The organism is Stenotrophomonas sp., from assembly GCF_036662295.1.
Taxonomy (GTDB): domain Bacteria; phylum Pseudomonadota; class Gammaproteobacteria; order Xanthomonadales; family Xanthomonadaceae; genus Stenotrophomonas.
Map to the genome: position 1 here is coordinate 1 of NZ_JAVWXA010000114.1, position 12,462 is coordinate 12,462.

The window sequence follows — 12,462 nt, forward strand, 5'->3', positions numbered from 1 at the left end:
GTTGCCGATCAGGGTGGCACCCTTCACCGGCGCGGTCACCTTGCCGTCTTCGATCAGGTAGGCCTCGGTGGCCGAGAACACGTACTTGCCGCTGGTGATGTCCACCTGGCCGCCGCCGAAATTGACCGCGTACAGGCCCTTCTTCACCGAGCGGATCATCTCTTCCGGATCGTGCTGGCCGGCGCGCATGTAGGTGTTGGTCATGCGCGGCATGGTCATGTGCGCGAACGATTCGCGGCGACCGTTGCCGGTCGGGGCCACGCCCATCAGGCGCGCGTTGAGCGAGTCCTGCATGTAGCCGACCAGGATGCCGTCCTCGATCAGCGTGGTGCACTGGGTGGGATGGCCCTCGTCATCGATGTTCAGCGAGCCGCGGCGCCCGTCCAGGGTGCCGTCGTCGACGATGGTCACCCCGGGCGCAGCGACGCGCTCGCCGATGCGGCCGGCATAGACGCTGGTGCCCTTGCGGTTGAAGTCGCCTTCCAGGCCGTGGCCGACCGCTTCGTGCAGCAGCACGCCGGGCCAACCGGGGCCCAGCACCACCGTCATCACCCCGGCCGGGGCCGGGATCGCCTCCAGGTTGACCAGCGCCTGGCGCAGCGCTTCGCGCGCGAAGCGTTCCGGGCGGTCGTCGGCGAACAGTTCGGCATAGCTGTAACGGCCACCGCCACCGGCATAGCCGGATTCGCGGCGCCCATGCTGCTCCACGATCACCTGCACGTTCAGCCGCACCAGCGGGCGGATGTCGCCGGCCAGCACGCCGTCGCTGCGCGCGACCAGCACCGTGTCCACGCCACCGGACAGGCTCACCATCACCTGCTGCACGCGCGGGTCGGCCGCGCGCAGGTAGCGGTCCAGGCGCTTGAGCACTTCCACCTTGGCCTCGTTGCCCATGCCATCGATGGGGTCCAGTGCCGGGTACAGCGTGCGCCCGTGGCCGCGCACCAGCGAGCGCGCCTGCTGCGCCCCGCCCTCGCGGGAGATCGCGCGCGCCGATTGGGCCGCGGCCAGCAGCGCCTCGTGGTGGATGTCGTCGGAATAGGCAAAGCCGGTCTTCTCGCCGGCGATGGCGCGCACGCCCACGCCCTGCTCGATCGAATGCGCACCGTCCTTGACGATGCCGTCCTCCACGCTCCAGCTCTCGCGCCGGGCATGCTGGAAGTACAGATCGCCAAAATCGATGCCCGGCCCCAGCAGGGTGCCGAAGGTGCGGTCCAGGGTGCCGGCGTCCAGCCCGGCAGGCAGCAGCAGGCGGTCGTTGGCGAGGGTCAGGGCGTTGTCGGTCATGTCATCTATCTGAGGGCGCCGGGCGCGATCGCAACCCGGGCGCGGAATGGGGGTCAGCGCACCGGCGGCGGCAGCGCGGCCGGTGCCGGCCGCGGCGGCGGGGCGTCGTCACGGTCAATCACCTCGACCTTGGGCTCGGCCCAGGGCCCGGTGACGCGGTAGGTCTTGGCGCCGATCGCGCCCAGCGGCTTGCCGAGCACGGCGTTGGCGGCCGCGCCGACCGCCGCGCCGACCGGCCCGCCGGCGACCGCGCCGACCACGGTCAGCAGGTTGCCCGCGCGCGGGTTGACGTCGATGGTCTGGTCGAACTGCTGGCGGCGCAGGTCGGTCTGGCCACGGATGCTGATGTTGGCGGCCGGGCCCTCGATCAGCACCTTGTCGGTGGTGGCCATGCCATTGCCGAAGGCCAGCACGCCCTCCACCTGGTTGAAGGCGAAGCCCTTGGAGAAGAAATCGCGGAAGTCGAACATCAGCCGCCGCGGCAACTGGGTGACGCTGAGCAGGCCCAGCACGCGGCCGGCGCCGGGCTCCAGTTCCAGCAGCTGGCCGTTGCGCGCATGGACCTGCATCTGGCCCTGCAGCGCGCCCAGCTGGAAGTCAGACGGGCCGCCCTGCCAGCCGGCGTCCAGGCTGATCTGGCCCTGCCCGCCACGCAGCTGGCCACCGTAATCCAGGTTCTGCATCAGCCCGCCGAGATCCTCGCTCTTCACTTCCACGTTGACCTGGGTGCGCGCGGCATCGCCCATGCCCAGCCAGCGGCCCTGGATGTCGATGGCCTGCTTGGGCGCGCGGAACTGCAGCTGGTCCACGCTCAGGCCATTGCCGAACGGACGCGTGCGCAGCACCGCCTGGCCCAGCCGGGCCTTGCCGAACTGCAGGTCCTCGATATCCAGCGCCAGCGGCGGAATCTTCGCCGGGTTGGTGTCATTGGCACTGGCCTGCACCCGCGCGGGCAAGGTGGCGTCGCTGGGCAGGGCGATCAGGCTGCCGTCGGCAGGCACCTTGGCCGGGGTCGGCAGCGACTGCCAGTGCACCCGGCTGAGCTTGCCCACGATGGTGCCGCCGTCGGCATTGGGCACGCTCAACGTGCCGGCCAGCGACGGCCCATCCAGGCGCACCTCCACCGAAGACGGCGACGGCCGCAGCTGCAGGCGGGTCTGCGCGAACACCCCGCCGGCCAGCAGCAGCTGGCCGACCTGCACATCCACCTGGCGCAGCGGCATCGGGTCCTTGTCATCGCCGCCGTCGGAGCCGCGCGCCAGCGCGATCCAGTCCAGCGCATCCAGCGAGCCGCTGCGACCGTTCACGGCCAGGCCACTGGCCGGCGGCTCGCGGTCGACCTTGTCGCTGCCCAGGGTGACCTGCACCCCGGTCTGGTTGTTGTGGGTGCGCGCGGCCAGCGCCAGGCGCTGGCCGAACGCCACCTCGACCCGGCCGCTGCCCATCGGCAGCTGCGCGTTGACCGTGGTCGCCAGCGGCACGCCGGCCGCCTTGTCCAGCGGCGCCGGCAGGTCCAGGCGGGTGCCCACCAGGTCCGAGCGCAGGGTCAGCAGCGTGGGCGGTTCGGTCTTGGCGCCAGCGGCCACCTTGGGCAGGGTCACCCCGATGGTCCAGCGCGAATTGCCGTCGATGTAGGGCTTGAGCCAGTTCAGTTCCGGGGCGCGGTCCAGCAGCAGGCCGGCGTCCATCGAGGCCACCAGTTCCGACTCGAAGGCCTGCTGCGGGTCGCGCACGTAGCCGCCGGCACGCAGGCTGAGCTGCCCGTCCTGGCCGAGGTGGCGCACGCCGAGGGCATTGGCATCGAACCCGTCGCGGCTGTAGCGGGCCTGCCCGCGCATGCCGTCGAAGGCCAGGTTGAAGCGTTTCTCGGTGAGGGCCACGCCCTCCAGGTCCACCGTGCCCTGCAGGTGGCCGCCGGGCTGGTCGGCGTGCAGGGGCTGCAGCAGGTCGAAGCCGACCTTGGCCGGGCCCCTGGCGGTGAGGTTGTCCAGCGTGTCGCCGTAGGTGGCATGCAGCGGGCTCTGCTTGAGCATGGCCAGCAGGGCGCCGGTCTCGGCCTGGGTGGTGGCCTTCACGTACAGCGGGGTCTGGCCGAAATCGACGATGCCGGCATCGAAATGGTTCACCGCCACCCCGGCCAGGTCGCCGCGGCCGTGCAGCTCGAAGCCCGGCCCGATGAAGGCGATGTCCGCATCCACCTTGCCCATCGCCGGCCAGTCGTGCTGGAAACGGATGGTGCCGTTGGTGATGTGACCGGTAGCCTCGAAGCGGCCGTTGTTGCGGTCGAACGGCCAGTCGTCCAGGTCGCCGCTGACCAGGCCCACGCCGTTGCGCACCTGCCCGGCCACCAGCGCCGCGTCCAGCCAGTCGGTGGCGCCCTTGCTCATCTGGGAGTGGATCCAGAAGCGCTTGGCGGCGGTCATCGGCACATCGTCGATGCGCGCGGCCAGCTGCAGCCACGGGCGCGTGCCATCGCCCTGGAACCACACATTGCCGCGCACGTCGGCGGCGTAGTCGGTGCCCTGCACGCGCAGCGCCGGGGTGCCGAAGCGCCAGCCGCCGGCCTCGTCGCGCCAGCCCACCAGCTGCCCGGCCAGGCGCACGTCGTGGCGCTGGCCAAACCCGGTGGGCCAGTCGAAATGCATCACCCGGTCCGGGCGCAGCGCCAGCGCGAAGCCGTCGGCGTCGCCGCTGAAGCGGCCGCCCACCCCGCTCAGGCCGGGGGCGTGCCCGACCGGTGCAAAGCCGATGTCGGCCAGTTCGCCCTGCATCGACAGCGCGCCACCGCGCTCGCCGGCGATGCGCACCTGGGTCATGCGCGCATGCGGGGCCGCGCGTTGCAGCCACTGGCGCAGGTTGGGATCGATCCGGTCGGTCAGGGCCAGCCCGCGCAGCAGCGCGGTGGCGTCGATGTTTTCCCCGGCCAGCGCCAGGTGCTGGCCGCCGGCCAGCAGCAGCCCGTCCAGGCGCTGCACCTCGCTGTTGCCGGCCAGCCCGATGCGCAGGCGCGGCGCATCGGCGCGCCAGCCGCCCTGCACCCAGCGCCAGCGCGCGCGCAGCTGCAGGGTGTCCAGCTGCAGTTCCGGGCGGCTGCCGGCAAGCGGCGCGCCGCGCAGGCGCAGGTCCTGCAGGTCGGCATCGGCGGTGACCATCACCGGGCGGTGGTCGCGCAGGTCCACCCACGCATTGAACCGGCCGGTGCCCTGCTGCAGCGAGACCCCGGCCACCTCCAGCAGCGGCGACCAGGCGCGGAAGTCGGCCGGCTCGGCCGACAGCCAGGCCTGGCCATCGCCCCGGCGGCGATCGAAATCCAGCACCGCGGTCAGCGGCTGGCCGGCGCTGTCGGCCCAGGCACGCGCACCCACGCGCAGGCGCTGGCCGTTCACGCGCAGGCGCAGGTCGATGCGCGGCAACTCGGCCTGCACGCCCAGCGAGGGCGCCTCCACGCGCAGGCGGCCGCCGATCACCTGCAGCTCGCCAAGCCGGCGCAGCGCGTCCAGCGGATCGCCGCTGCCTGCTTCGGGCAGGCCGCGCACCGACCAGCGGCCATCGTCGGCACGCTGCAATACCAGGGCCAGGCCGCGCAGGCGCAGCTCGGTCAACGAATGGCCCGGCAGCAACCCTGCATACATGGACACCAGCACGTCGGCCTCGCCGATGGCGATGCCCTGCCCTTCGCCGATGCGCAGGCCCTTCAGCCCCAGCAGCGGCCCGCGTCGGGTCCAGGCGGTATCCAGGTGGTCAAACCGCACCGGCTGCCCGGCACGCGCACTCAGCCAGGCCGCCACCTTGTCCGGGTGGCGCTCGGCAAACGGCAGCAGCTGGCTGACGCTGCCCACCAGCACGGCCACGCCCACCAGCAGGATCGCCATGGCGTAGACGGCATGGCGGCGAATCCTTCGCAGTCGCAGTCGGAGCGGCGTGCTCATCGGGACAGGCAGGCACCGGCGCGCGGGCGCGCCAGCGGGCGGGATTCAGAGCAGCACGACATCGAACTGCTCCTGCAGGTACTGCTCGTCCGCCTGGAAGCGGATGCTCTTGCCGAGGAATTCCTCCAGCTCGGCCACCGCCGCCGATTCCTCGTCGGTGATGCGCGCCACCACCTTGGTCGAGGCGATCACCAGCAGGCGCGCCGCATCGAACTGACGCACCGCGCGGGTGATCTCGCGGAAGATCTCGTAGGTGACCGTCTCGGTGGTCTTGATCGAACCGCGCCCGCTGCACTCCGGGCACGGCTCGGACAGCTGCCGCTCCAGGCTCTCCACGGTGCGCTTGCGGGTCATCTCGACCAGGCCCAGCGGGGAGAAGTCGTAGACGGTGGTCTTGGCATGGTCGCGCGCCAGCGCCTTTTCCAGCGTGCGCAGCACCTGGCGGCGGTGCTCGGCATCGTCCATGTCGATGAAGTCGATGATGATGATGCCGCCCAGGTTGCGCAGCCGCAGCTGGCGCGCCACGGCCTGGGCCGCTTCCAAGTTGGTGCGGAACACGGTTTCTTCCAGGTTGCGCTGGCCCAGGAACGACCCGGTGTTCACATCGATGGTGGTCATCGCCTCGGTCTGGTCGATCACCAGGTAGCCGCCGGACTTGAGCGGCACCTGCTTGTCCAGCGCGCGGCCGATCTCGTCCTCCACCCCGAACATGTCGAAGATCGGGCGGTCGCCGCCGTACAGCTCCAGCTTCTCGGCCAGCACCGGCATGTACTTGGCCACGAAGGCCTGCAGCTGGGTGAAGGTTTCCTTGGAATCCACCTTCACCTTGTCCACGTCCTTGCGGATCAGGTCGCGCACCGAGCGCAGCGGCAGGCTCAGGTCCTCGTAGATCACGCTGAGCGGGGCCGCATCGCGACCACGCCGCTCCACCACGTTCCACACCCGCGACAGGTAGGCCACGTCCTCGGCGATGGCCTCGGCCGGCTGGCCTTCGGCGTTGGTGCGCACGATGTAGCCATAGCCGCCGTGCTGGGCCGACAGTTCGGTCACCAGTGCCTTGAGGCGGGCGCGCTCGCCCTCGTCCTCGATCCGCGCCGACACGCCCACCACCTTCGATTGCGGCAGCAGCACCATGTAGCGCGAGGGAATGCTGATCTGGGTGGTCAGGCGCGCGCCCTTGGTCCCGATCGGGTCCTTGACCACCTGCACCACGATGTCCTGGCCGTCGCGCAGCAGCTCCACGATCGGCACCGACGACGGCGGCGGCAGCGTGGTGCCCTCGGTATCGGCGCTGGCCACCGGGGCCGGCCGGATCACGTCGTTGGCGTGCAGGAAGGCGGCGCGCTCCAGGCCCACCTCCACGAAGGCGGCCTGCATGCCCGGCATCACCCGCTGCACCTTGCCCTTGTAGATGTTGCCGACCACGCCACGGCGCCAGCCGCGCTCGATGTGCAGCTCCTGCAGCATGCCGTTCTCGATGACGGCCACGCGGGTCTCGCGCGGGGTGACATTGACCAGGATTTCTTCAGACATGGGCGACTCCCTTCGGTTCAAACGCCTGCAGCAACTGCTCGGTCTGTTGCAGGGGCAAGCCCATCACACCCGAATAGCTTCCCGCCAGGTGGCGGATATAACGTTCGGCGCCGCCCTGGATGGCGTACGCGCCGGCCTTGCCCATCGGTTCGCCGGTGGCCACGTAGGCGGCGATGGCGGCCTCGTCCAGGTCGATGAAGCTGACCTCGGACACCACCAGCACCGATTCCTCGCGGCCCTGCCCCACCAGCGCCACGGCGGTCATCACCTGGTGGGTGCGCCCCGCCAGCGTGCGCAGCATGGCCGCTGCATCGGCGGCATCGGCCGGCTTGCCGAACACCCGGCCCTCCAGCACCACCTCGGTGTCCGCGCCCAGCACGACCGCGGCGGCATCGTCGGCGATCACCCGGGCCAACCCGGCCCGCGCCTTGTCGGCGGCCACGCGCTGGACGTAGTGGACGGCCGATTCGTCGGCCGCGCGGACTTCAGGCACCTCAAGGTCCAGCGCGCGGAACGGTCGGTCCAGGCGCGCGAGCAGTTGGGTACGTCGGGGGGAACGGGAGGCAAGATAAAGCATCGCCGAAGCATAACCTGCGACCCCTGTCTGAATCGCGAGCAACGCAATCGAATCGTGATCGACCCCGGAAAAGCTCACGAGGCGTTCATCGCTCCGACACCACCCTGCCGCCTTCACAAGGAGATCCACATGCGCCGCCCGTCTTTGTCCCCGCTGCTGCTTGCCCTGTCCCTCGCCCTGGGAACCTCGATGACCGCCCAAGCCCAATCCCAGCCCGCCGTCGCCGTCGCGGCCGACAGCACCCTGCTCAACATCTCGGCCAACGCCGAGGCCAAGCGCGTGCCCGACGTGGCCACGCTGTCGGCCGGCGTGGTCACCCAGGCGGTGGACGGCAACAGTGCCATGCGCCAGAACGCCGAGCAGATGGTCAAGGTGCTGGCCGCGATCAAGGACGCCGGCATCGCCGAGCGCGACGTGCAGACCAGCGGGGTCAACCTCAACCCGCAGTACCGCTACGTGGAAAACGAGCCGCCGAAGATCACCGGCTACCAGGCCAGCAACACGGTCAGCCTGAAGGTGCGCGACATCGCCAAGCTGGGCAAGGTGCTGGACGCGCTGGCCGCGCAGGGCGCCAACCAGATCAACGGCCCGCAGTTCGAGATCGACCAGCCCGAGCCGGTGTACGACGAGGCCCGCCTGGCCGCGCTGAAGAAGGCCCAGGCCCGCGCGGAGACCTACGCCAAGTCGCTGGGCCTGCGCGTGCGCCGGATCGTGAGCATCTCCGAGAACGGCGGCGGCAACTTCCGCCCGGTGATGATGCGCGCGGCGGCCGCGCCGATGGCCGCCGACATCTCCACCCCGGTCTCGCCCGGCGAGTCGTCGGTGTCGGTCAACCTGGACGTGGTGTTCGACCTGGGCCGCTGAGCCCGCCCCGCCCCTGGCCGCCCGCCCGCCGGGCGGCCCCTGCGCGCTTTCCTGAGCGCCAGCCAAACACCCACAGCGCCCCTGACTTCCGGCCCGTGCCCGGCTCGGGTATTGCTGTCATTGCGCGGCTCCGCCCTACGCCATCGGCGCCTCGGCTGCATTGCCCAACCCCACGGGCCGCGCACGCACGTTGATGTTCCCGCACACATGGCAAGGAGAGTGGAGCATGGTCCGTTCGCACCCCAAGGTTGTCCCGCTGCAACTCGACGTTTCCCGCGTGCTCGGCTGGAGCACGGCGCTGGCCCTGCACATCCTGGCGCTGATGTTGCTGTTGATCCCCGCCGCCTACGTGGCCGCGCCGGCCAAGTCCGAACGGATCACCGCCCGCTGGGTGGTCGACCCGCCCAAGCCGCCGGACCCGCCGCCGATGATCGAGCCGCTGCCCAAGACGCCGCCGGTGGTGACCCGCCAGGTCACCCCGCCGCAGTCGTTGCCGCCGCCGACCGCGGCCGACACCGACACCTTCGCGGTGCAGCCGCTGCAGGCCGCCGAGGCGACCACCCCGACCCTGGCCGTGCCGGTGCCGACCCCGCCCCCGTCGGGCGCCGGTGAAGGCGTGCAACTGCAGTACCGCAACGCCCCGCCCCCGGCCTACCCCATCGCCGCCCTGCGCAACCACGAACAGGGCACCGTGCTGCTGCGGGTCCGGGTGGAGACCGATGGCAGCGCCTCCAGCGTGGTGATCGAGCGCAGCAGCGGCTCGCGGGCGCTGGACACCGCCGCCCGCCAGCAGGTGCTGCGCCACTGGCGGTTCGTGCCGGCCAAGGTGGACGGCCAGCTGGTGCCCGCCGACGGGCTGGTGCCGGTGAGCTTCTCGCTGCCGGACTGAGGCATCGGACCGGGGCGCCGACCCGCTCGGCGCCCCGCCCGGACCGCTTTGATACAGAACGTTACGAATTAAGCAATTTTTCACACCTCCGTCACCTGTCAGAAACCTAGATTGTCGCGGTCGTCACTCATTTGGTGCCGATCCATCGTCATCGTTGGTTTTCCCAGTCAGGAGAGAAGCTGTGAAACACCCGATCCAACGGCTCAACAGCAGCCGCCGCAATACCCTGGCCCATTCCGTGTCCCTTGCCCTCAGCGGCAGCGTGATGCTGCTGGCCGGCGCCCTGGCCTCCGGCTCCGCCTTCGCCCAGGAGCAGGCCACCAACCTTGACCGCATCACGGTCACCGGGTCGAACATCCCCCGGACCAATACCGAAACCCCCTCCCCCGTCCAGGTGGTCACCCGCCAGGAAATCGACCGCACCGGCAAGACCACGGTGGCCGAGTACCTGCAGACCCTGACCGCCGACGGCGCCGGCTCGATCCCCAAGACCTTCGGCAACGGCTTTGCCGGCGGCGGCGCGGGCATCTCGCTGCGCGGCCTGGGTGCCGGCTCCACGCTGGTGCTGTTGAACGGCCGCCGCATGGCCACCTACGGCCTGGCCGATGACGGCCAGAAGGTCTTCACCGACCTGAGCACCATCCCGCTTGACGCGGTCGAGCGCATCGACATCCTCAAGGACGGCGCCTCGGCCATCTACGGCTCGGACGCGATCGCCGGCGTGGTCAACATCATCCTGCGCAATGACTTCCAGGGCGCGGTGCTGCGCGGCTCCTACGGCGTCTCCGGCGACGGCGACGGCGATGCCAAGAAGGCCACCCTGACCGCCGGTACCGGCGATCTGAACAGCGATGGCTGGAATGCGTTCTTCAGCCTGGACGTGGGCAAGACCGACGCGATCAAGATCAGCGACCGCAAGAACCGCAAGTGGATCGGCACCGGTGACACCCGTCGCTGGGGCTATGCGGCCAGCGATGCGCAGTTCCTCGGCGGCGCCTACCTCAACGGCGGCACCGCCGGCGGCACCGGCCCGAACGGCTCGGTGTTCAATACCGCCGGCCAGTTGATCGCCCTGCCCGGCTGCGCCGGGCTGACCACCATCCCCGGCCAGACCGACGCCACCGCGCAGGCACAAGGCTGCCTGTGGGATCCGGCGCAGCAGTTCCGCGACCTGAGCCCGGAAGAGAAGTACGTCAACGTGTTCGGCCGCGCCAGCTTCGCCTTCGGCGAGGGCGGTGAGTTCTACACCGAGATCGGCTACTCCAAGAAGGAAACCACCTTCTCCAACACGCCCTCCGGCGTGTCCGGCGGCTGGGGCTACCCGGGTGGTCCGGTCAACGCCAACAGCGGCGCCGGCGCCACCGTGCTCGGCCCGACCCATCCGGACAACCCGCTGCAGGGCCAGGCCGCGCGCATCCGCTACTCGGCGTGGGACGTGGGTGGCCGTGTCACCAACAACACCAACGAGTTCAACCGCGTGCTGTTCGGCGTGAAGGGCAACTGGGGCGACTGGAGCTACGACACCGCCTACCTGCATTCGGGTACGGAACTGCTCAACAAGCGCACCGGCTTCCTGCGTTACAGCGCGGTGCGTTGCGCGCTGGGCAACCCGGCCTGCCCGGGCGGCGTGTGGCGGATCGGCGACAACGCCGGCCTGAACTCGCAGGCGCTGTATGACTACATCTCCCCGACCATCAGCGCCAGCGCCAAGTCCAGCCTGGACATGTTCAACTTCACCGTCTCGCGCAGCCTGATGGACCTCAAGGGCGGCCCGCTCGGCCTGGCCATGGGTACCGAGTGGCGCAAGACCAGCAACAGCCTGACCCCGCAGACCTACACCGACCAGGGCGACATCATCGGCCTGGGCTACTCGGCCTACGACGGCACCCAGAACGTGTACGCCGGCTACGCCGAATTGTCCGCGCCGGTGCTGGAGCAGTTGGAGCTGAGCGCGGCCGTGCGTTACGACAAGTACGAGAGCGGTGAAGGCAAGGCCACGCCGAAGCTGGGCGTGAAGTGGACCCCGACCGACTGGCTGGCGCTGCGTGCCAGCTATGCCGAAGGCTTCCGCGCGCCGAACCCGGCCGAAAACGGTGACGGTGGCCTGGCCGCCTTCTCCAACGCGGTCGATCCGGTCCGCTGCGGCATCACCGGTGCCACCACCGACTGCCAGGCGCGCCAGGTGGCGATCATCACCCGTCCGAACAAGGACCTGAAGCCGGAAGAGTCCAAGAGCTACTCCTTCGGCATCGTGATGCAGCCGACGTCCTCGACGTCGTTGACGGTGGATGCGTGGCAGATCAAGCGCACCAACGAAATCGCCCAGGGCAGCACGGCTGCGGCGATCGCGGCCGGCAACGTGCTGCGTGATTCGAACCTGCTCAATGGCGTGCCGGGCAGCGGCTCGATCCTGGCGGTCAACACCGCCTACGTGAATGCCAACTCGTCGCGTGTGCGCGGTATCGATACCGATATCCGCCAGACCTTCGACCTGGGCCCGGGCCAGCTGGAGATGGATCTGCAGTGGAGCCACGTGCTCAAGTTCGAGCGTACCGAAGGCGGCGAGACGGTGGACTATGCCGGCACGCACGGCAACTGCGACGTGACCAACTGCATCGGCACGCCGAAGGACCGCGTGAACTTCGGTACGACCTGGAAGCAGGGCGACTGGAGCGTGAGCGGCGTGGCCAACTACATCGCCAAGATGGAGAACACCGACAAGCGCGGTGGCGACTACCAGGCCTTCTACGAAGACGGCGAGCCGGTGAAGAAGATTTCGTCCTTCACCACGTTCGACCTGTCCGGCCGCTGGAACGTCACCGAAGCCTTCGAGCTGAACGCCTCGGTGCAGAACGTGTTCGACCGCATCGCTCCGCTGGATCCGACCACCTACGGTGGCGTGAACTACAACCCGCTGCACTTCAGCGGCGCGATCGGCCGTTACTTCACTGTCGGTGCCAAGTACACCTTCAACTGATGTAGCCGCACGTGGGAACGAAAAGCCCGGGCACTGCCCGGGCTTTTTGTTTGCGTGCGTGCCTTGATTCCGCCGTGCGGCGGCGGGACATGCAGCCGGTGCAGGCGCGTTATGCCAGCGCAAGTGCGGATGCGCGCGAGTGCGATGCGTTCCTGGCTTGGGCGGTGCGCAACGAAAGGGCCAACGCGGTAGTGCCGGCCGCTGGCCGGCATCCCACCGCCATCGTTGATCTCAACAACCACCGACCAACAGACAGTGCTGCGGCGACCAGGCCGGCACGCGCAAGGATTCATGCGCCGCAACGGCAGAACCCCTTAGATGAAAATACAAAAAAATGGTCCATCGCCCATCTGCGGGGTTCCGTTGTCGCAGCGTATGAAGCCTTGCGAGTGCCGGCTCTGTCGCG

General features: G+C 69.7%; 8 protein-coding genes. 4 read left to right on the plus strand and 4 right to left on the minus strand.

The genetic code is table 11. From position 1 onward, the window contains the following. From tldD to RSA25_RS16620, 4 genes are all read right to left on the minus strand, one after another. Positions 1-1,287, minus strand: a 1,287-nt coding sequence (gene tldD, locus RSA25_RS16605; protein ID WP_332809950.1) for a metalloprotease TldD, incomplete at its 3' end; no start/stop codon positions are given. Positions 1,288-1,340: 53 nt separating this feature from the next. Continuing rightward, entirely contained in the window at positions 1,341-5,216 is a 3,876-nt protein-coding gene (locus RSA25_RS16610; RefSeq protein WP_332809951.1) for a YhdP family protein, read from the minus strand. Positions 5,217-5,261: 45 nt separating this feature from the next. Beyond that, positions 5,262-6,749 (minus strand): ribonuclease G, encoded by a 1,488-nt coding sequence (rng, locus tag RSA25_RS16615; protein WP_332809952.1) that lies wholly within the window; start codon positions 6,747-6,749, stop codon positions 5,262-5,264. Beyond that, positions 6,742-7,326: a Maf-like protein gene (locus tag RSA25_RS16620; protein WP_332809953.1), complete on the minus strand. Its 585-nt coding sequence runs from the start codon at positions 7,324-7,326 to the stop codon at positions 6,742-6,744. Before RSA25_RS16620 ends, rng begins: the two co-directional genes overlap by 8 nt. 129 nt (positions 7,327-7,455) lie before the next feature. Here RSA25_RS16620 and RSA25_RS16625 point away from each other — a divergent pair, with 129 nt between their 5' ends. The 4 genes from RSA25_RS16625 to RSA25_RS16640 all read left to right on the plus strand — a co-directional run. After that, on the plus strand, positions 7,456-8,190 hold the full coding sequence (locus RSA25_RS16625) for an SIMPL domain-containing protein (protein WP_332809954.1): 735 nt from the start codon (positions 7,456-7,458) through the stop codon (positions 8,188-8,190). A gap of 226 nt (positions 8,191-8,416) precedes the next feature. Beyond that, positions 8,417-9,079: a TonB family protein gene (locus RSA25_RS16630; protein WP_332809955.1), complete on the plus strand. Its 663-nt coding sequence runs from the start codon at positions 8,417-8,419 to the stop codon at positions 9,077-9,079. Positions 9,080-9,260: 181 nt separating this feature from the next. Next, the gene (locus tag RSA25_RS16635; RefSeq protein ID WP_332809956.1) at positions 9,261-12,056 is read left to right on the plus strand and encodes a TonB-dependent receptor; all 2,796 of its coding nucleotides are present in this window, start codon (positions 9,261-9,263) and stop codon (positions 12,054-12,056) included. An 89-nt stretch (positions 12,057-12,145) separates the two neighbouring features. After that, the coding region (locus tag RSA25_RS16640) for a hypothetical protein (protein ID WP_332809957.1) at positions 12,146-12,462 on the plus strand (317 nt) is incomplete at its 3' end.